17 protein-coding genes and 1 pseudogene are annotated in these 19,104 nt (G+C 68.9%); 7 read left to right on the top strand and 11 right to left on the bottom strand.

Annotated features, from left to right (window positions below; translation table 11 throughout):
- Positions 1–54: 54 nt before the first annotated feature.
- From OG444_RS32115 to kdpF (OG444_RS32070), 10 genes are all read right to left on the bottom strand, one after another.
- On the bottom strand, positions 55–777 hold the full coding sequence (locus tag OG444_RS32115) for a potassium channel family protein (RefSeq protein ID WP_252310266.1): 723 nt from the start codon (positions 775–777) through the stop codon (positions 55–57).
- Positions 770–2,140 (bottom strand): TrkH family potassium uptake protein, encoded by a 1,371-nt coding sequence (locus tag OG444_RS32110; protein WP_252310265.1) that lies wholly within the window; start codon positions 2,138–2,140, stop codon positions 770–772. The genes OG444_RS32115 and OG444_RS32110 overlap by 8 nt, the downstream gene beginning before the upstream one ends.
- A 166-nt stretch (positions 2,141–2,306) precedes the next feature.
- Entirely contained in the window at positions 2,307–4,847 is a 2,541-nt protein-coding gene (locus tag OG444_RS32105; protein ID WP_252310264.1) for a sensor histidine kinase, read from the bottom strand.
- Positions 4,848–4,852: 5 nt separating this feature from the next.
- Positions 4,853–5,536, bottom strand: coding sequence for a response regulator (locus OG444_RS32100; protein ID WP_252310263.1), 684 nt, complete (start codon positions 5,534–5,536; stop codon positions 4,853–4,855).
- 107 nt (positions 5,537–5,643) lie between these two features.
- On the bottom strand, positions 5,644–6,279 hold the full coding sequence (gene kdpC, locus OG444_RS32095) for a potassium-transporting ATPase subunit KdpC (protein WP_266445575.1): 636 nt from the start codon (positions 6,277–6,279) through the stop codon (positions 5,644–5,646).
- A gap of 21 nt (positions 6,280–6,300) precedes the next feature.
- Complete coding sequence (gene kdpB / locus OG444_RS32090; protein WP_266444525.1) at positions 6,301–8,445, bottom strand: potassium-transporting ATPase subunit KdpB; 2,145 nt, start codon at positions 8,443–8,445, stop codon at positions 6,301–6,303.
- Entirely contained in the window at positions 8,442–10,106 is a 1,665-nt protein-coding gene (gene kdpA, locus OG444_RS32085) for a potassium-transporting ATPase subunit KdpA (RefSeq protein ID WP_252310261.1), read from the bottom strand. Before kdpA ends, kdpB begins: the two co-directional genes overlap by 4 nt.
- Positions 10,107–10,114: 8 nt before the next feature.
- The gene (gene kdpF, locus OG444_RS32080; RefSeq protein ID WP_018845955.1) at positions 10,115–10,204 is read right to left on the bottom strand and encodes a K(+)-transporting ATPase subunit F; all 90 of its coding nucleotides are present in this window, start codon (positions 10,202–10,204) and stop codon (positions 10,115–10,117) included.
- Positions 10,205–10,444: 240 nt separating this feature from the next.
- On the bottom strand, positions 10,445–10,909 hold the full coding sequence (locus tag OG444_RS32075; RefSeq protein ID WP_266444522.1) for a hypothetical protein: 465 nt from the start codon (positions 10,907–10,909) through the stop codon (positions 10,445–10,447).
- Positions 10,910–11,031: 122 nt separating this feature from the next.
- Entirely contained in the window at positions 11,032–11,121 is a 90-nt protein-coding gene (gene kdpF, locus OG444_RS32070) for a K(+)-transporting ATPase subunit F (RefSeq protein WP_252310259.1), read from the bottom strand.
- Between the two features lie 420 nt (positions 11,122–11,541).
- On the opposite strand from kdpF (OG444_RS32070), the pseudogene OG444_RS32065 reads away from it, so the two are divergent.
- From OG444_RS32065 to OG444_RS32035, 7 genes and pseudogenes are all read left to right on the top strand, one after another.
- Positions 11,542–12,573 (top strand): annotated as a pseudogene (locus OG444_RS32065) (HAD-IC family P-type ATPase); the annotation flags it as partial.
- A gap of 478 nt (positions 12,574–13,051) precedes the next feature.
- Positions 13,052–13,522: a PGPGW domain-containing protein gene (locus OG444_RS32060; RefSeq protein ID WP_252310258.1), complete on the top strand. Its 471-nt coding sequence runs from the start codon at positions 13,052–13,054 to the stop codon at positions 13,520–13,522.
- 51 nt (positions 13,523–13,573) lie between these two features.
- Positions 13,574–14,098, top strand: a complete 525-nt coding sequence (locus tag OG444_RS32055) for an ATP-binding protein (RefSeq protein WP_266444519.1) — start codon at positions 13,574–13,576, stop codon at positions 14,096–14,098.
- 268 nt (positions 14,099–14,366) lie between these two features.
- Positions 14,367–14,798, top strand: a complete 432-nt coding sequence (locus tag OG444_RS32050; protein ID WP_252310256.1) for an NfeD family protein — start codon at positions 14,367–14,369, stop codon at positions 14,796–14,798.
- A gap of 3 nt (positions 14,799–14,801) precedes the next feature.
- On the top strand, positions 14,802–15,884 hold the full coding sequence (locus OG444_RS32045; RefSeq protein WP_252310255.1) for an SPFH domain-containing protein: 1,083 nt from the start codon (positions 14,802–14,804) through the stop codon (positions 15,882–15,884).
- A gap of 733 nt (positions 15,885–16,617) precedes the next feature.
- Positions 16,618–16,938 (top strand): hypothetical protein, encoded by a 321-nt coding sequence (locus tag OG444_RS32040; RefSeq protein WP_266353991.1) that lies wholly within the window; start codon positions 16,618–16,620, stop codon positions 16,936–16,938.
- Positions 16,939–16,997: 59 nt separating this feature from the next.
- Positions 16,998–17,153 carry a hypothetical protein gene (locus tag OG444_RS32035; protein WP_266353990.1) on the top strand — a complete coding sequence of 52 codons (156 nt, stop codon included), beginning with the start codon at positions 16,998–17,000 and terminating at the stop codon, positions 17,151–17,153.
- Between the two features lie 418 nt (positions 17,154–17,571).
- Here the strand turns inward: OG444_RS32035 and nhaA are convergent, their stop codons facing one another.
- Positions 17,572–18,870 carry a Na+/H+ antiporter NhaA gene (nhaA, locus tag OG444_RS32030; protein WP_266606553.1) on the bottom strand — a complete coding sequence of 433 codons (1,299 nt, stop codon included), beginning with the start codon at positions 18,868–18,870 and terminating at the stop codon, positions 17,572–17,574.
- Positions 18,871–19,104: the final 234 nt, after the last annotated feature.

The following is a 19,104-nucleotide window of genomic DNA, read 5'->3' as shown; positions in this document are numbered from 1 at the left end:
CGGCGGTCTCGCCACGCTGCCGGGCGGGCGTCGCCCCGACAGCGGATGGCCGGCTCAGCCGAGTTCGGCGAAGGCTTCCACGTCGCGCGTCTTGCCGGTGACGATGATGACGTCGCCCTTCTCCACGAGGGTTTCGGCGGTGGCGTGGGTGAAGTCCTGGCCGGGCCGCTTGATGCCGACGACGGTGATGCCGTACTTGCTGCGGACCGCGCTCTGGGCGAGGGGGACACCGGTGATCGTGGTCGGGGTGATGGTCTTGACCAGGGCGTAGTCGTCGTCGAACTCGATGAAGTCGAGCATGCGGCCGGTCACGAGATGGGCGACGCGTTCGCCCATCTCGTGTTCGGGGAGGACGACGTGGTGGACCCCGAGGCGTTCGAGGATCTGGCCGTGCTGGCGGCTGATGGCCTTGGCCCAGATGTTCGGGACCCGCTCCTCGAGGAGGTTGGAGGCGATGAGGATGCTGGCCTCTATGTCGGTGCCGATGCCGACCACGACGCTCGGGAAGTCATGCACGCCGAGCTGGTGGAGGACTTCCGGGTCGGTGCAGTCGGCGACGGCGGTGTGCGTGAGGGCGTCACTGTGCTTCTGCACCAGGGAGGCGTCGGTGTCGATGCCCAGGACGTCCCAGCCGCGCCGGGTCAGTTCGTGAGCGAGGGAGCTGCCGAACCGTCCCAGTCCGATGACGGCGACGCGCTGGTCGGAGTGCAGCTGGGCGCCGAGGTCGAGGAGGCGCTTGCGGCGGCGGTGGCGCAGGGAGTTCAGGTAGTTACCCAATGACGGGTCGCTCCTCGGGTAGCTGGTAGCGGCGGGTCCGCTCGCGCAGGGCGAGGGAGGAGACCAGGGTGATGGGTCCGAGCCTGCCGATGAACATCAGCAGGATCAGGATGAGCTGACCGACGGCCGGGATGTCGGCGGTGATGCCGGTCGACAGGCCGACCGTGCCGAACGCGGACACCGCCTCGAACAGCACCGCCTCGGCCGGGGCCTTGGTGACGGTGAGCAGGGCCAGGGTGGCGGTGATGACCAGCCCGATACCCAGGAGGGCGACCGTGAGGGCCTGGCGCAGGGCGTGGGGGGCCAGGCGACGGCCCATCACGGTGGAGTTGGGTTCGCCGCGGACTTCGGCGAGCATGGCGGCGGCCAGGACCGAGAAGGTGGTCACCTTGATGCCGCCGGCGGTGCCGGCGCTGCCGCCGCCGATGAACATCAGTGTGCAGGTGAACAGGATGGTCGAGGCGTTCAGTGCGCCCATGTCGATGGAGTTGAAGCCTGCCGTGCGGCTCATCGCCGAGTAGAAGAATCCGTTGAGGATCTTCTCGTCCCAGTCGAAGGCGCCGAGGGTGCCGGCATTGGTCCATTCCAGCAGGCATGTCATGACCGTGCCCACCAGCAGCAGGACCGCGCTGGTGACGAGGGTCAGCCGGGTGTGCAGGGACCAGTTGCGCCGCCCCGTGGTGCGCCTGCGGGTGCGGTGGCGCAGGAGTTCGAGCAGCACCGGGAAGCCCAGACCTCCCAGGATCACCGCCGCGGCGATCGGCATCGTGAACCAGGGGTCCTGCGCGTAGGGGACGATGCTGTCGGCGTGGAGGCCGAAGCCCGCGTTGTTGAAGGCCGAGACGGCGTGGAAGAAGCCGGAGTACGCGGCCTCGGCGTAGGAGCGGTCGTAGCCGAACCGCAGCCGCAGGGCGAGGAACGCCCCCACGGCGAGCTCCACGGCAAGGGTGCAGCCGGCCACGCCGAGCAGGACGCGCCGTACGTCACCGATTCCCAGGCTCTTCGTCTCCGCGGCGGCGGTGAGCTGCATCCGCAGGCGCAGCCGGCCGGAGACGAGCAGGGCGAGCAGGGAGGCCATCGTCATGATGCCGAACCCGCCCACCTGGATGAGGGCCAGGATGACGCCCTCGCCGAAGCCGCTCCAGTGGGTGGCGGTGTCCACGACGACCAGCCCCGTCACGCACACTGCGGAGGTGGAGGTGAACAGGGCGGTGAGCGGGTCGGTGACCGAGCCGTCGGTGGACGCCGCAGGCAGCATCAGCAGCACCGTGCCGATGGCGATCACCAGGGCGAACGCCGACACCACGCTACGGGCGGGATGCGCGGTGAACAGCCGCCACACCCCGGCCACACGTCCAGCCACTTCGCCCGCCCTCCGACACGGTCCCCGCAACGGGCCCTGCCGTCAGGGATGCGTCAAGGACCGCGGCGGCCCAGAGTACCCGCAGGCAGTCGGACCGGCGCACGGGTGGGGAGGGTGTTCGTACCGGCTCCCTCCTGTCGGCCGTAGCGGATGAGAACGTGAGGCGTCACGTCAGGGCCGCCCGGGGAGCATCGTGGGGCCCCGTCGCCGCTTCGGCGGTGGGAAGGGTGAGGACCATGGTCAGACCGCCGCCGGGGGTGTCCTCCGCTGTCAGGGTGCCTCCGATGGCTTCGGTGAAGCCGCGTGCGACGGCGAGGCCGAGGCCCACGCCGGCTCCGGCGGGGGCGTCTCCGTAGCGCTGGAAGGGTTCGAAGATGCGGTCCTTGGCCTCGTCCGGGATGCCTGGGCCGCGGTCGACGACGCGCAGTTCCACGCGCTCGGCCAGCGCACTGGCCGAGACGAGGACGGGTTGGCCTTCGGGGCTGTACTTGACGGCGTTCTCGACGATGTTGGCGACTGCCCGTTCGAGCAGACCGCGGTCGACCGCGACCATGGGGAGGGTTTCGGGGATGTCGAGTTCGACGCTGTCGTCGGGCACTCCGGCCAGGGCCATCGGGACCACTTCGTCGAGGTCGGTCTCGCGGATCAGCGGGGTGACGGTGCCGGTCTGGAGGCGGGACATGTCGAGGAGGTTGCCGACCAGGGCGTCGAGCCGGTCCGCTCCCTCTTCGATGCCTTCGAGCAGGTCGGCTTGGTCCTCTTCCGACCATTCCACGTCATCGGCGCGGAGGGAGGTGACGGATGCCTTGATTCCGGCGAGGGGCGTGCGGAGGTCGTGGCTGACGGCTGCCAGCAGCGCGGTTCGGATGCGGTTGCCCTCGGCCAGGCGCTGGGCCTCCTCTGCCTGACCGACGAGGCGCTGGCGGTCGAGGACGACGGCGGCCTGGGCGGCGAAGGCGCCAAGGACCCGGCGGTCCTCGGCCGGGAGGACGCGGCCGGTGAGGGCGAGGGCCATGTTCTCGCCGATGGGCATGTCGACGTCGGCGTCCTCGGGTCGCGCGGCCGGAGCGGGTCCGGTGCCGGCCGCGAGGGTCCACGGTTCGACCTCGTTGTCGCGTTCGAGCAGGGCCACCGATTCCATGGCGAAGGTCTCGCGGACCCGTTCCAGCAGGGCGGGCAGGGCGGTTTCGCCGCGCAGGACGCTGCCGGCCAGGAAGGAGAGGATCTCGGCTTCGGCGCGCAGCCGGGCGGCCTGGTGGGTACGGCGAGCGGCGAGGTCGACCACGGAGGCGACGGAGACGGCGACCGCGAAGAAGACGGCGATGGCGACGATGTTCTTGGGGTCTGCGATGGTCCACAGGTGCAGTGGCGGTGTGAAGAAGTAGTTGAGCAGCAGGGACCCGAAGGCGGCCGAGGCCAGCGCGGGGAGCAGTCCGCCGAGCAGGGCTGCGGCCACGGTCAGCGTGAGGAAGAGCAGCATGTCGTTGGTGAGCCCGAGGTCGGGCACGACGGTGCGCAGCAGTACGGTCAGGATCACCGGTCCGGCGATGCCGACCAGCCAACCCCAGATGATGCGGGATCGGCCCAGGCGGGCGCCGCGTGCCACGGGGAGGCCCCGGCCCTTGGCGGCCGCGTCGTGGGTGACGATGTGGACGTCGAGGTCGGGTCCGGACTCGCGGGCGACGGTGGCGCTGACGCCGGGGCCGAAGATGTACTGCCAGGGGCGGCGGCGGCTCACGCCGAGGACGATCTGGGTGGCGTTGACGCCGCGGGCGAATTCCAGCAGGGCGTCGGGGATGTCGTCGCCGATGACGTGGTGGAAGGTGCCGCCGAGGTCCTCGACCAGGGTCCGCTGGACGGCCAGTTCCTTGGGCGAGGCGGAGGTGAGCCCGTCGCTGCGGGCGATGTAGACGGCGAGGACTTCACCGCCGGCGCCCTTCTCGGCGAGGCGTGCGGCCCGGCGGATGAGCTGTCGGCCTTCGGGACCACCGGTCAGACCGACGACGATCCGCTCGCGGGCTTGCCAGGTGGAGCGGATGTTGTGCTCGCCCCGGTACTCCTGGAGGTACTCGTCGACCCGGTCGGCGACCCACAGGAGGGCCAGCTCGCGCAGGGCGGTGAGGTTGCCGGGGCGGAAGTAGTTCGACAGGGCGGCGTCGACCTTGTCGGGTTTGTAGACGTTGCCGTGTGCCATGCGCCGGCGCAGGGCCTGCGGGGACATGTCGACCAGCTCGATCTGGTCGGCCCGGCGGACCACCTCGTCGGGCACGGTTTCCTGCTGCCGGACCCCGGTTATGGCCTCGACGACGTCGCCGAGGGACTCCAGGTGCTGGATGTTGACCGTGGATACGACGTCGATGCCTGCCTGGAGGAGTTCCTCGACGTCCTGCCAGCGCTTGGCGTTACGGGAGCCGGGCACATTGGTGTGGGCGAGTTCGTCCACGAGTGCCACGGCAGGGCGTCGGGCCAGTACGGCGTCCACGTCCATCTCCGTGAAGACGCCACCCCGGTACTCCAGCTCGGCCCGCGGGATCTCTTCGAGTCCGTGGAGCATGACCTCGGTGCGGGGGCGGCCGTGGTGCTCGACGAAGGCGACGACGGCGTCGGTGCCGCGCTCGATCCTGCGGTGCCCCTCCGAGAGCATGGCGTACGTCTTGCCGACGCCCGGGGCGGCGCCGAGGTAGATCCGGAATGTGCCGCGTCTCATGTCGTTCAGCCTTCGAAGCGGTAGCCCATGCCGGGCTCGGTGATCAGGTATCTGGGATGCGCCGGGTCCGCTTCCAGTTTGCGCCGGAGCTGGGCCATGTAGACACGCAGGTAGTTGGTCTTGTCTTCGTACGTCGGGCCCCACACCTCAAGCAACAGCTGACGCTGGCTGATCAGCCTGCCGGGGTGGGTGATGAGGATTTCCAGCAGGTGCCACTCGGTCGGAGTGAGCCGGACATCCCGGCCATCACGCCGAACCTTTTTGGCCACCAGATCCACCGTGAAGTCGCTGGTCGTCACCAGGACCGTCTCCTGCGAAGGCTCAGCGGCCTCCTGGCGGCGGACCGCTGCGCGCAGCCGGGCCAGCAGCTCGTCCATGCTGAAAGGCTTGGTGACGTAGTCGTCGGCTCCGGCATCGAGCGCCCTGATCTTGTCCTCGGAGGTGTGGCGGGCCGACAGGACGAGGATCGGGACGCGGCTCCAGTCCCGTACGCCCTTGATGACTTCGATGCCGTCCATGTCGGGCAGGCCGAGGTCCAGCAGTATGACGTCCGGTTTGCGGGCGGCGGCGAGGCGGAGGGCCGAACTGCCGTCGGTCGCCGACTCGACGTCGAACTTGCGTGCCTGAAGGTTGATCCTCAGGGCGCGGACGAGCTGCGGGTCGTCTTCCACCACCAGGACCCTGGTCATCTGTGTGGCGCCTTCCTTCCGCGGTGGGCGTGCTGGATATGGGGCGGAGCCGGCGGGACACGGAAATCCCGTGTCCCGGCGGCTCCGAAGCCCGTTCAGGCCGGGCATCAGCGCTTGGCCAGATCCTTCAGCGCGAGGTTGAGCTTCAGGACGTTGACGTGGGGCTCGCCGAGGAAGCCGGCGGTGCGGCCCTCGGTGTGCTCCTCGACCAGCTTGGCCGCCTGCTGCTCAGTGAGGCCGTTCTCCTTGGCCACGCGCTTGATCTGAATCTCCGCGTACTCCGGGGAGATGTGCGGGTCGATCGCGGAGGCGGAGCCGGTGACCGCGTCCTTGGGCACCTCGGATTCCGGGACGCCGTTGAACTCGGCCACCTGCTTCTTGGCATCGGTGACCGCTTGCACCAGCCGGGAGTCGGACGCGCCGAGCTGGCTGGAGCCGGTGGCCAGGGGGTTGTAGCCGCTGTTGGACGGGCGCGGCTGGAACCACTTGGGGTCCGGACGCGCTGCCTCTTCCTCGTCATCCGGGTTCTTCTTGGGGAGGTCCCAGCTCTGGCCGATGAGCGAGGAGCCGACCTCTTGGCCATCGGCCTTGACCAAGGAGCCGTTGGCCTTGTCGTGGAAGAGCGCCTGGGCGACCCCGGTGACGGCGAGCGGGTAGAGGATGCCGGTCACGACGGTCAGCACCAGCAGCATCCGCAGCGCGGCGACCAGGAGACGGCCTGTGTTGGAGACGGAGTTGTTCATGGCGATCAGCACGTTCCTAATTCAGGCGAGCCCGGGGATGAGGGAGATGAGCAGGTCGATGAGCTTGATGCCGATGAACGGGGCGATCAGGCCGCCCAGGCCGTAGATCCCGAGGTTGCGGCGCAGCATCTTGTCCGCGCTGGTCGGCCGGTACCGGACGCCCTTCAGGGCGAGCGGCACGAGAGCGATGATGATCAACGCGTTGAAGATGACCGCGGAGAGGATCGCGGACTCGGGCGAGGCAAGGCCCATGATGTTGAGCTTGTCCAGGCCCGGGTAGGCGACCGCGAACATGGCCGGGATGATCGCGAAGTACTTCGCGACGTCGTTGGCGATGGAGAAGGTCGTGAGCGCACCCCGGGTGATGAGGAGTTGCTTGCCGATCTCGACGATCTCGATGAGTTTGGTGGGGTTGGAGTCCAGGTCCACCATGTTCCCGGCCTCCTTGGCGGCCGAGGTGCCCGTGTTCATGGCCACGCCGACGTCGGCCTGCGCGAGGGCCGGGGCGTCGTTCGTACCGTCACCGGTCATCGCGACGAGCTTGCCGCCGGCCTGCTCCCGCTTGATGAGGGCCATCTTGTCCTCGGGCGTGGCCTCGGCGAGGAAGTCGTCCACGCCCGCCTCCTCCGCGATGGCCTTCGCGGTCAGCGGGTTGTCACCCGTGATCATGACCGTCTTGATGCCCATGCGGCGCAGCTCATCGAACCGCTCGCGCATGCCCTCCTTGACGACGTCCTTGAGGTGGATGACACCGAGGACGCGGGCGCCCTTCTCGTCCTCGACGGCGACCAGTAGCGGGGTGCCGCCGGCCTGGGAGATGGTGTCGGTGAGTTCCTGGGCGTCGGCAGCGACCTGGCCGCCCTGCTCCTTGACCCAGGTGATGATGGAGCCCGAGGCGCCCTTGCGGGTCTTCCTGCCGTCCACGTCGACACCTGACATGCGGGTCTGGGCGGTGAACGGGACCCAGGAGGCGTGGGTCAGTTCGCCCTGGTGGCGTTCGCGCAGCCCGTACTTCTCCTTCGCCAGGACGACGATGGAGCGGCCCTCAGGGGTCTCGTCGGCCAGCGAGGACAGCTGGGCGGCGTCCGCGAGCTCGGCTGCGGTGGTGCCCTTGACGGGGACGAACTCCGACGCCTGGCGGTTGCCCAGGGTGATGGTGCCTGTCTTGTCGAGGAGCAGGGTGGAGACGTCGCCGGCGGCCTCGACGGCGCGCCCGGACATGGCCAGCACGTTGCGCTGGACGAGGCGGTCCATGCCGGCGATGCCGATCGCGGAGAGCAGGGCGCCGATGGTGGTGGGAATCAGGCAGACCAGCAGTGCGGTCAGCACGATCATCGACGTCTGCTCGTCGGCGCCCGCGTAGATCGCGAACGGCTTCAGCGTCACCACGGCCAGCAGGAAGACGATCGTCAGGGAGGCCAGCAGGATGTTCAGGGCGATCTCGTTCGGCGTCTTCTGCCGCGCCGCGCCCTCCACCAGGTTGATCATCCGGTCGATGAAGGTCTCGCCCGGCTTCGTCGTGATCTTGATGACGATGCGGTCCGAGAGAACTCTCGTACCGCCGGTGACCGCACTGCGGTCGCCGCCCGATTCACGGATGACCGGGGCGGACTCGCCGGTGATGGCGGACTCGTCGACGGACGCGACACCTTCGACGACGTCTCCGTCGCCGGGGATGATGTCGCCGGCCTCGCACACCACCAGGTCGCCGATGCGCAGCTCCGTGCCCGGGACGCGCTCCTCGTCCTTGCCGACTATGCGGCGGGCGACGGTGTCGGTCTTGGCCTTGCGCAGAGTATCTGCCTGCGCCTTGCCGCGTCCCTCGGCGACGGCCTCCGCGAGGTTCGCGAAGATGGTGGTCAGCCACAGCCAGGCCGTGATGGCCCAGCCGAACCAGTCGGTCGGGTCCAGACACACCAGCACGGTCGTGACGACCGAACCGATCAGAACCACGAACATGACCGGCGACTTGATCATCACACGGGGGTCGAGTTTGCGCACCGCGTCCGGGAAGGACTTCAGCAGCTGCTTGGGGTCGAAGAGACCGGCGCCCACGCGCCCGCTGTCGGGCTTGTGGCCCGTCGGGACGTCGCTGTGCGGCGCCGGGGTCCCGGTAGTGGTGGCGGTGGGCATCGGGTCCTCGTGGTTCTTTACGTTGGTGGTCATGACCCCAGCCCCTCGGCGAGCGGACCCAGCGCCAGCGCCGGGAAGAACGTCAGACCGGTAATGATCAGGATCGCGCCGACGAGCAGGCCGGTGAACAGCGGCTTCTCCGTACGCAGGGTGCCCGCGGTGGCCGGGACGGGCGCCTGCTCGGCGAGCGAGCCGGCCAGCGCCAGCACGAACACCATGGGCAGGAACCGGCCCAACAGCATGCACAGGCCCAGCGCCGTGTTGAAGAACGGCGTGTTGGCACCGAAGCCGGCGAACGCGGAGCCGTTGTTGTTCGACGCGGAGGTGTAGGCGTACAGAACCTCGGAGAAGCCGTGCGCCCCGACGTTGGTCATGGCCTCCTTGCCGTCCGGCAGGGCCATCGCCACCGCCGTGCCTACGAGCACCAGCGCGGGGGTGATGAGGATGTAGCAGGCCGCGAACTTGATCTCGCGGGTGCCGATCTTCTTGCCCAGGTACTCGGGCGTACGGCCGACCATCAGACCGGCCAGGAAGACCGCGATGACCGCCATGATCAGCATGCCGTAGAGCCCGGAGCCCACGCCTCCGGGCGCAATCTCGCCCAGCATCATGCCGAGCAGCAGCACACCACCGGACAGTCCGCCGTAGGAGTCGTGGAAGGAGTTCACCGAACCGGTGGAGGTCATGGTGGTGGAGACCGCGAACAGCGAGGACGGGCCTTCGCCGAAGCGCTGCTCCTTGCCCTCCATGGCGCCGCCCGCCAGCTGCGAGGCCGTGCCGGGATGCGCGTACTCGAGCCAGGTCACCAGAACCACGCCGACGAACCAGATCGTCCCCATCGCGGCGACGATCGCGTAGCCCTGCTTGACGTTGCCGACCATGCGGCCGAACGTGCGCGGCAGCGAGAAGGGGATCACCAGGAGCAGGAAGATCGTCAGCAGGTTCGAGAAGCCGTTGGGGTTCTCAAAGGGATGGGCGGAGTTGGCGTTGAAGTAGCCGCCGCCGTTGGTGCCCAGGTCCTTGATGGCTTCCTGGGAGGCCACCGCGCCCGGCGAGATGCTCTGGGGCTGCCCGGTCACCGTGGTGAGGTCGTGGATGCCGCCGAAGTTCTGGATGGCGCCCGCGGCGACCAGCAGGATCGCGGCGATCACCGAGATGGGGATCAGGATGCGGACGGTGCCGCGCACCAGGTCCGCCCAGAAGTTGCCCAGCTCGCCCGTGCGGGAGCGGGCGAAGCCGCGTACGAGGGCCACCGCGACGGCGATGCCGACGGCTGCCGAGACGAAGTTCTGGACGGCCAGGCCGGCGGTCTGGGTGACGTGGCTCATGGCCGTCTCGCCTGAGTACGACTGCCAGTTCGTGTTCGACACGAAGGACGCGGCGGTGTTGAACGCCTGGTCCGGGGTGATCGCCTCGAAGCCGAGTGACAGCGGCAGGACGTGCTGTACGCGCTGGAGCACATACAGCAACAGCACGCTCACGGCGGAGAAGGCGAGGACCGCGCGCAGGTAGGCGGACCAGCGCATCTCAGCGTTCGGATTGGCGCCGACGCTGCGGTAGATCCACTTCTCGACCCGCAGGTGCTTCTCGGAGGAGAAGACGCGGGCCATGTAGTCGCCCAGGGGGCGGTGCACCAGGGCCAGGGCGGCGATCAGCGCCGCCACCTGGAGCACGTCAGCAAGAACGGGGCTCATATCGGGACTCAGAACCTCTCCGGCTTGACGAGGGCGAGGACGAGATATCCCAGCAGAGCGACGGCCACGACCAGGCCGACGATGTTCTCGGCAGTCACAGCTTCGTCACCCCCTTGGCGATGAGAGCCACCAACGCGAAAACCGCGATCGTGGTGACGACGAAGGCCACATCGGCCATCGTGAGCTCCTGGAGGAAGTGGAAGTAGGGAATCGGCCAGCTGGCCGATCCAGAGCTAACCGCATCCCGGAAGCATCGTTAAGGGGCCTTGACGGCTCCCATACGCCGGACGTGGCGCCTTTGACGGAATCCTTACGCGGCGCGGATACGCAAGCCCTGTTCAGCCCTCGCCGGGCAACGCCGTGTCGAGGGCGGAGCCGGTCAGGTCGGCGAGTGTCGCAGCCACCCGGCGCGCCTGGACCGAAGGCACCGAACCCGGCGTGGGGGCGAGCATGAACCGGCCGTAGTAGTGACCGTTGCCGCTGGCGCGCACTTCGGTCTCGCCCTCGGGCCGGGCGTTGCGTTCCAGATCCCAGGCGCGGCGGCCGACCGACACACTGCCGTCGTGCTCCAGCCGGGGGGCGGCCGAGCAGGGACCCGTATTCGAAGCGGCATCCCCGCAGCTCCAGCAGCTCAGTGAGATCGCCCCGGACGTGGTCCACCACGGCCTCGGGAGATCCGGCGCGCTGGGCGAAACAGCCGCGAGCTCCCCGGCGAGGCGGGTGCCACGGGTGACCACCAGGGCGGCGGCCACCAGCCGGATCAGTGCTTCGCTCGTCTCCGCCAGGCGGCTGCGGAAGGGCACGAGCGCGCGACCAGGAAGGGCAGGAGGAGCTCCCGTCAGTGCGACACGGTCACTCACAAGGTATCGGGGCACGGTCTCCACCCCAGCTCATCCGTCTCGGGACGACCACGAAGAGTGTCGACTCAGAACTTCTCCGGGTTGATCAGGGCTGCCACGAGGTAAGCGAGCAGGGAAACGGCCACGAGCAGCCCGACGACATTCTCCAGATCCATCTGCAATCCGTTCTCTCGGCCAGGCGGGGCGGATGCCCGCAATGCGACGATGCACCCGCGCCGGGTGGACCGCGCCCGTGCTGACGCTGTCTTGTCGGACTTCATACGGAAACCGTCCAGTACTCGCCGGCACCCCGTGACGCGCAGGAACCGGCACCTCCGCGAGCCGGCAAGGCCGGCGGATCCATACCTGTTGACGTGTCACTGACGGAGTCTTGACGGAAGTCACCGCACACCCGTCAAGACCTCGCCAATTGCCGACTCCGGATGCTCGGCATGGCCTCAACGAGCGGTAGGTTCCTGCCCGTTGTGCCGCCAGGGGACCCGCACGTCACGTGACGAGCCGGAGGGGCCCTATGGGACGGGTCCCGGCGGTGCATCCCTCGTCCGGCCCAGCCGATCCCACCGATAGGTCTCTCCATGCCTCCCGCCGCCACCCGGCAGGTACCTCCCGTCCGGACCCCGTCGCAGGCCCCCGTCAACCGGCCACCCCGCAGACGCCCAGGGAGGCGGCCCCTGCTGGACTCCGTACAGCAGGCGGCTTCCTTCCAGGAAGCCCTGCGCAAGCTGCGTCCCCGTGAACTCGTCAGGAAGCCCGTCCTGTTCGTGGTGGCGGTGGGGTCCGCTCTGACCACCCTCTCGGCGCTGGTTCACCCGTCCGTTTTCACCTGGGTGATCAGTGTCTGGCTCTGGCTGACGGTGATCTTCGGCAACTTCGCCGAGGCCGTCGCCGAAGGGCGCGGCCGGGCCCAGGCCGAGTCGCTGCGCCGGGCGCGCACAGACACCGTCGCGCTGCGCCTACGTCACTGGACGTACGGCCTGAACCTCCGGCATGCCGAGACCGAGGCCGTCTCCCCGGCCGACCTCCAGCCGCTCGATGTGGTCCTGGTGGAGGCGGGGGAGCTGATCCCCGCCGACGGCGATGTGATCGACGGCGCCGCAGCGGTCGACGAGTCGGCCGTCACAGGCGAATCGGCCCCGGTGATCCGGGAGTCCGGCGGCGACCGATCAGGCGTGACGGGCGGTACGACCGTGCTCTCCGACTCGATCGTCGTACGGGTGACCTCGCGCCCCGGGCACAGCTTCATCGACCGCATGATCGCCCTCGTGGAGGGCGCCACCCGGCAAAAGACCCCGAACGAGATCGCGCTCAACATCCTGCTGTCGGCGCTCACCGTCGTCTTCATCCTGGTCGTCTTCGGACTCCAGCCCATGGCCGCACACGCGGGCGCCGCTCAGACCACCACCGTGTTGGTGGCCCTCCTCGTCACCCTGATCCCCACCACCATCGGCATCGCCGGCATGGACCGCCTCGTCCAGCGCAACGTCGTCGCGATGAGCGGGCGCGCGGTCGAGGCCGCCGGCGACGTCAACACCCTGCTGCTCGACAAGACCGGCACCATCACCCTCGGCAACCGGGAGGCGGCCTCCTTAGCGCCGCTCCCCGGGGTGGACCACCCGCCGAGCGGGCCCCGGGGGCGCTGCGTTGTCCCGTCTCACCGCTTGTCGCTGTGGGAGTGATCCTCACGATCGCCGGGGCCGCCCTTTACACGACGCCTGGTGAGCGGCCGGAAATCGTCGCCGCCGGCGCACTCGTTCTGTCGGCCATCGCCGCTTGGTGGTGTGCCTCCCGCCAGGGGTGATCACGACCTGACATCGAAGCGTTCGTAGGCGGGTGCGGGGCAGACAACCCGGCCTCCGGTGGATACGGTGTAAGCAACGTGTCAAGAGCTGGCACGCGGTGTGCCGGGAAGTCTGGTCGGCGTCCCTAGGGCAGTGCGCCCTTCTCGCCGACGCCGAAAGCAAACCGCGATGCCCACCGCCCCACGTGACACTTCCTCCCCCGACCGCCACTCCTCGGTGTCCCACCCCGGACCGGGCGCACCGCTCCCATGACCGAGACAGTCGGCGCGGACGGGTACCACATCTGATGGCCGATGGCGGCACCTCGCTGTTGGCACCGGTGATCGTCATCGCTGCCCTGGTCATCCGGACAGCGCTCACCGAGCTCCGGGATCCGGGCAGTGCCCGGCGGCAGTGGGCATTCGCCGTCAATGCCCGGGCCATGACGGCCGGCGCGACGGTCGCCTCAGCCATCATCTTGATCGGCGGTCAGCGCTTCGGCTGGGCGGCCGCCGCCTGGGCGCTTCTCGCCGGGGCACTCACCGCGTTCCTCACCGGCCGTGACGCTCCCGACCCCACATCCGCAACAGCGCGGAGCAAGGAGCATGCCGTGTCGGAACGGCAGATCGGAAAGGTATTGGCGGCCGTTGGCGCGCCTCTCACCCTGGCCGGAGTGGCGATGCACATCCTGCCCGGCCCCGGATTCCCCTTTCTCATCATCGGCCTGGCCCTGCTGATCACCGGCCTCGCCATGGCCGCCTCAGCCCGCCGCCGATAGCACCTTCACTGCTCTCTCCCCCACCCGACCGTCGACCGGAGCCTGCAAGCCATGACCTGGCAGTGGATCGGGCGAGGTGGCCGCCCGGCAGTAGACCGGCCCGACGTGGACGAGACGGCAGAGGGGACCGAACCGGACACCACGCCGCTCCCCCGCGCTCTGTCACTCTCTGCCGCGTTCGAGGGCAGTGAGCCGATTGCCGGGGCTCGGCTGCTTGCCCGCTCTTTCTTGACCGACGTGCAGAGAGTCCATGGCCTGCGGGTCTCGGACCGCTTTCTGGATCTGGTGGAGCTGGTCGTCAGCGAGCTGGTCACCAACACCCGCAAATACGCGCCCGGCCCCAGCCTGCTGACCCTCCAAGTCCGGAACGGCTGCGTGGATGTGACCGTCTGGGACAGCAACCCGGCCCTGCCGACGATCCTGACTCCAGACCCCACCCGCGTGGGACAGCACGGCCTCGAGATCGTCATGGCCTCCGCCCGGACCTTCCAGGTCCGCCGCGAACCCGTGGGCAAACGGATCACTGCCTCCCTCCCGCTCACCGACGATCCGGCCACGGATGCCGCAGGCGGCTGACGATGAGAGATCGCGGCCTTTCCGATCGGGGCCGACGGAAGCGCACGCCTGCGTAGGAGGCTGCCCTCCTCGAAGGCGTGGACCTCGTCAAGGCTTCAGTCCTCAGCTACGGCGTCACGGAGCGGCCGCCGCCCAAGCCCCGGGCGAGGTTCAGGAAGCGGGTCAGGATCGTGCGGACTGCGCGGCCGGTTCCCGACAGAATTCATGGGTAAAATCTCACAAAAGGTATCAATGGTCGCTCTCCTTCGCTTACGAGGAGGCGTGAGGCATGGATTCCTGGCTGATCTGGCTGATTGCCGCTCTGGCCTTGGGCGCAGTCGAGATCATCACGCTCACTGCCGCGCTCGGGTTGCTGGGGGGTGCAGCGCTGGTCACAGCCGTGTTCGCCGCCGCCGGCTTGCCCCTTCCCTGGCAGTTTCTGGTGTTCGCGGTCGTGTCGACGGTCGGCTTGGTCTTCGTCCGCCCGGTCGCGCTTCGCCGCCTGTCTTCCTCGCCGGACGGGCGCTTCGGCGTGGACGCCCTGATCGGCGGGGCCGCCTACGTGACATCAGAGGTGTCGAAGTGGGGTGGCAGAGTCCGTATCGGCGGTGAGGAATGGACGGCGCGCGCCTACGACGAGACGCTGGTGATCCCTCCCGGCACGACCGTCGATGTCATCGAGATCAAGGGCACCACCGCGCTCGTCTATCCCCGGGAGTGAGCCATGGAGATCTCCGCGTTCCTCATAGCCGGCCTGCTCGTCGCGGTCCTCGCGGTCTTCACCGTGGTGCGGGCGGTCCGGATCGTCCCCCAGGCCCGCGCCCGCAACGTCGAGCGGCTCGGACGCTACCACCGGACCCTGAAGCCCGGGCTCAACGTCGTCATCCCCTACATCGACCGCGTCTACCCGGTGATCGACCTGCGCGAGCAGGTCGTCTCCTTCAAACCCCAACCGGTCATCACCGAAGACAACCTGGTGGTCGAGATCGACACCGTCCTCTACTTCCAGGTCACCGACCCGCGCGCCGCCGCCTACGAGATCAACAACTTCCTCCAGGCGGTGGAACAGCTGACCGTCACCACCCTGCGCAACGTCGTCGGCTCCATGGACCTGGAAAAGACCCTGACCTCGCGCGACACCATCAACAACCAGCTCCGCGGTGTCCTCGACGAGGCCACCGGCAAGTGGGGGCTGAGGGTCAACCGGGTGGAGATCAAGGCCATCGACCCGCCGCAGTCCATCAAGGACGCGATGGAGAAGCAGATGCGGGCCGAGCGGGACAAGCGGGCCGCCATCCTCGGGGCCGAGGGTCAGCGCCAGTCCCAGATCCTCACCGCGGAAGGCGACAAGCAGTCCGCCGTCCTACGCGCCGAAGGCAACCGGACCGCCGAGATCCTCAAGGCCGAGGGGCAGTCGCGAGCCATCGACGAGGTGTTCCAGGCCGTCCACCGCAACGACCCCGACCCCAAGCTGCTCGCCTACCAGTACCTCCAGGCGCTCCCCCAGATCGCGCAGGCACCGGGCAGCACGCTCTGGGTGATACCCGGGGAGGTCACCTCCGCCCTCCAGAACGTCACCCGCGCCTTCAACGAGGTCCTCCCCCAGTCCACCGCCACCCGCGAGGCGTCCTCGGACGATCTCGCCGTCCAGGCGGCGAACGACGCGGCGAAAGCGGCGGAAGCCGCTGCCGAGGCCCTCGCCGACGCCGCAGAGGCCGACAGCGAAGCCGCCAGTGCACTCGCAACACGTCGCAAGGCCGGTGGACGCGGCGACGAGGCAGCACCGCCGCCCGGTCCGCCGAACTGACACCACTTCACGTCGATCACGACGGGACCCGCCCGAAATGCGCCGCCTCCGGTCTCATGCACGGGAGATGTACGAACACAACCGCTCGAACAACTCGGCGGCCTCGTCGACGTGTCCTCCACCGGGTGACTCCTCCAACAGGTAGCGGCATGGCGGGCCGTTGCCCGTTCAGGCGATCAGCGATCACACGCGTGGTCGCGGGCATGCGTGGGTGGCCGGCCGGCAGAGCCCTGCTCAGGGGAAGGACCGGCAGCGAGGCCTTCAGGGGCCCTTCCCGGCGACATGTGCGCAGCGGGAGCGCCCGGCAGGATCCCCCCTGTGCGCCGGCCAGTGATCACGTCCCTGGCCCGGCACCTCGTCCCGACCACCACGGTTCTCGGCGCCCCCTTGCCGACCTGGCTGAGGACCAGCGCCTACGGAGCCAGTCGCCGCTTTCCCCGAGACCGGTCAGCAGAGCGGCGCTGACCGCACATGCCGAGAGGGAGGCGAGTTGGTCGGCAATCAAGCTGATGCCCCAGATGAGCACGGTGACCATGGCCCACCAAGCCGTGAGTGAGTTCCAAGACCGCCGCCCAGACTTCCTGGCACTCCACCGGCTGCTTCACGTATCCCTTACGTCGTCGTCTTGACGGGGCTCTGACGGCAGTTCGGACTGCCATACATTGCCGGAACCCGGCATGAATGCGTCACTTATCGGCCGTCTATCGTGGGCATACGCATCAGAGAGGTGTCCATGAACGGAAATCCGCTGTACCACGGCATCGCGCTGGCGGTAGGCACACTGCTCGTGCTCCCCCTGGCGCTGGCAGTGCTCAGCGGCTGGACGCCGCGCGGGCTCCGGGGGCGGCGGCTGGCCGTTCGTCCCTACGCATGGGCCCTCCTCTGCCTCTATGCCGTGATGCCGCTGAACGCCGTCCCGCGCATGATCGACGCACCCTCGGGCGTCGTCATGGCCTGCACGGGTCTGGGCTTCGGTTTCGTGGTGGCGGCCGCAGCGTGCTTCCTGCGCGCCGAACGGACCTCCCGCAGCGTGAACTCGCGGGCGAAGAGTTGACCGCGATGCCTGGAGGCAGGCTCCTTGGGTGGGTGCGACGCAACCTCACGGAACGCCGTATGGCGGTCGTCCTCGTGATCGTCGGCGTTCCTGTGACGCTGGCCGGCGCCTTGCTGTACGCCCTGCCGGGCCCCGGTTTTCCGGTACTGGTCATTGGCCTCGCCACGCTCATCACGGGCCTGGTCATGCTGGGCTCACGGGCCGGCCACGGCTGAGCCGACAGGAAGACACCCTCGGCGCTCCTGCCAGTCCGCGCCGACCGTGGGGAACGGTGCCCGCTCGCGCGCGGTGTGCTGCCGTTCAACGTCGGGCGGCAGCCGAAAGTGTCTGACGACAACGGTCGTGCGGGAGTCAGTCCGAAGGTGGGCGTCCGCCGCTGGTGTACGCGACCAAGGTCCCCGCCAGCTACGCCCAGGGCAGCGGCCGGCGACCCGGCCGACCGCCAGCTGGCCAGGGCGAGAACACATGCCACCATCGCCCCGGCCGCCCACGCACGCGGATCCCACAGAAATCGCCGCTCTCGACGCCCGGCCCCGGGTTCTCGCAGCTCGGTGACCGCTGTCCTGATCACGAGGGCGGCGATGACGATCGCCGGCCCCAGGAGTGCTGCGCCCGCCTGCACTCTCCTTCGCGTCAGCCGTTGGAGCCGGGCGTGAGGGTGCGCCGGTAGATGTCGGGTATCCCGTCGGCGTCGGCGTCGAGGGTCTCCTCCTCGTACAGACTCCGGTAGATCTTGTTCCTGCGCCGGAGCAGGACGGCGGCGAGCACGGCCGCGGTGAGGGAGGCGATCAGGACGGCGGCCTTGACGTGCTCACCGACCTCTTGGCCGGGGAAGGCCAGTTCGCCGATGAGGAGGGCGACGGTGAAGCCGATCCCGGCCAGGACGGAGAGGCCGAGGACGTCGGCCCATGCGAGGTCGGGGTTGAGCTCCGCCTTGGTGAAGCGGGCGGCGAGGTAGGTGCCGAGGAAGATGCCGAGGACCTTGCCGACGACGAGGCCGATGAAGACGCCGAGGGGCTCGGGGCTGGTGAACACTTCGGCCAGCGCGGGTCCGGAGATGCTGACGCCGGCGGCGAAGAGGGCGAAGAGCGGCACCGCGACGCCTGCCGAGAACGGGTGCACCAGGTGCGATACGCGGGCCCCCGGGGAGATTTCCTCGCCCTTGTCGCGGGTCGTCCGCAGGATGAGCCCCATGGCGACGCCCGCGACGGTGGCGTGGATGCCGCTGTTGTACATCAGGGCCCAAATCGCGATACCGAGCGGTACGTAAAACCACCAGCCGCGGACCCGGAGCCGCTGGAGCAGGTAGAAGACTCCCAGGCCTGCGAAGGCTCCGCCCAGCGCCCAGAAGTTCAGGTCGCTGGTGAAGAAGATCGCGATGATGAGGATGGCGCCGAGGTCGTCGACGACGGCCAGGGTGAGCAGGAAGGCGCGCAGGGCGGAGGGGAGGTGGGTGGAGATGACGGCGAGGACAGCGAGTGCGAAAGCGATGTCGGTGGCCATCGGCACGGCCCAGCCGTCGAGGCTGCCGCCCCCCAGACCGGCGGTGAGTGCGTACAGGGCGGCGGGCACGATCATGCCGCATGCGGCGGCGACGACCGGGAGGGCCGCCGTGGCGGGGGTACGTAGCTCGCCGACGACGAGTTCGCGCTTGAGTTCGATGCCGGCGACGAGGAAGAAGACCGCCAGGAGCCCGTCGGCGGTCCAGTGCCCGACCGACAGTTCCAGCCCGAGGGCGGGTATCCCGAAGTGGAAGTCACGTATCGCCTCGTACCCCCCGCTCCACGGGCTGTTGGCCCAGACCAGGGCCACGACTGCTGCCGCCAGCAGGACGAGGCCACCGATCGTTTCGGTGCGCAGGGCGGAGGCGATGGCCTGGCGTTCGGGCCACGGCATGAGTCCGAAGACGATGCGCGGGCGCGGGTCGATCATTGGGGTGGCCTTCCGGGGCGTCGGCTGGAAATGGGCACACGGCCCCTACATCGCCGACCAGACTTCCCGGCACACCGCGCGTCACCGGCAGCTCGGCTGCCCCATTGACGCGTTCTTTACACCCTATGGGAGATGCCCGGATACCACCAGAGGGGTTCTCACCTGCTGAAACGCAGATGAGTGGGCTCGTACACACCAAGGCGCGAGGTATGTACGAGCCCACTCAGGAGCCGG

Origin of the sequence: Streptomyces sp. NBC_01232 (genome assembly GCF_035989885.1) — a bacterium.
Classification (GTDB): domain Bacteria; phylum Actinomycetota; class Actinomycetes; order Streptomycetales; family Streptomycetaceae; genus Streptomyces.
This window is presented reverse-complemented; position numbering and strand designations above follow the sequence as displayed.

Excerpts from the sequence above, each read along its gene's own strand:
- nhaA (WP_266606553.1), bottom strand. The coding sequence starts at position 18,870 with ATGATCGACCCGCGCCCGCGCATCGTCTTCGGACTCATGCCGTGGCCC.
- kdpC (WP_266445575.1), bottom strand. The coding sequence starts at position 6,279 with ATGAACAACTCCGTCTCCAACACAGGCCGTCTCCTGGTCGCCGCGCTG.
- OG444_RS32050 (WP_252310256.1), top strand. The coding sequence starts at position 14,367 with ATGGATTCCTGGCTGATCTGGCTGATTGCCGCTCTGGCCTTGGGCGCA.
- kdpF (WP_252310259.1), bottom strand. The coding sequence starts at position 11,121 with ATGGATCTGGAGAATGTCGTCGGGCTGCTCGTGGCCGTTTCCCTGCTC.
- OG444_RS32055 (WP_266444519.1), top strand. The coding sequence starts at position 13,574 with ATGACCTGGCAGTGGATCGGGCGAGGTGGCCGCCCGGCAGTAGACCGG.
- kdpB (WP_266444525.1), bottom strand. The coding sequence starts at position 8,445 with ATGACCACCAACGTAAAGAACCACGAGGACCCGATGCCCACCGCCACC.
- OG444_RS32100 (WP_252310263.1), bottom strand. The coding sequence starts at position 5,536 with ATGACCAGGGTCCTGGTGGTGGAAGACGACCCGCAGCTCGTCCGCGCC.
- OG444_RS32035 (WP_266353990.1), top strand. The coding sequence starts at position 16,998 with ATGGCGGTCGTCCTCGTGATCGTCGGCGTTCCTGTGACGCTGGCCGGC.
- kdpA (WP_252310261.1), bottom strand. The coding sequence starts at position 10,106 with ATGAGCCCCGTTCTTGCTGACGTGCTCCAGGTGGCGGCGCTGATCGCC.
- OG444_RS32105 (WP_252310264.1), bottom strand. The coding sequence starts at position 4,847 with ATGAGACGCGGCACATTCCGGATCTACCTCGGCGCCGCCCCGGGCGTC.
- OG444_RS32040 (WP_266353991.1), top strand. The coding sequence starts at position 16,618 with ATGAACGGAAATCCGCTGTACCACGGCATCGCGCTGGCGGTAGGCACA.
- OG444_RS32060 (WP_252310258.1), top strand. The coding sequence starts at position 13,052 with ATGGCCGATGGCGGCACCTCGCTGTTGGCACCGGTGATCGTCATCGCT.
- OG444_RS32045 (WP_252310255.1), top strand. The coding sequence starts at position 14,802 with ATGGAGATCTCCGCGTTCCTCATAGCCGGCCTGCTCGTCGCGGTCCTC.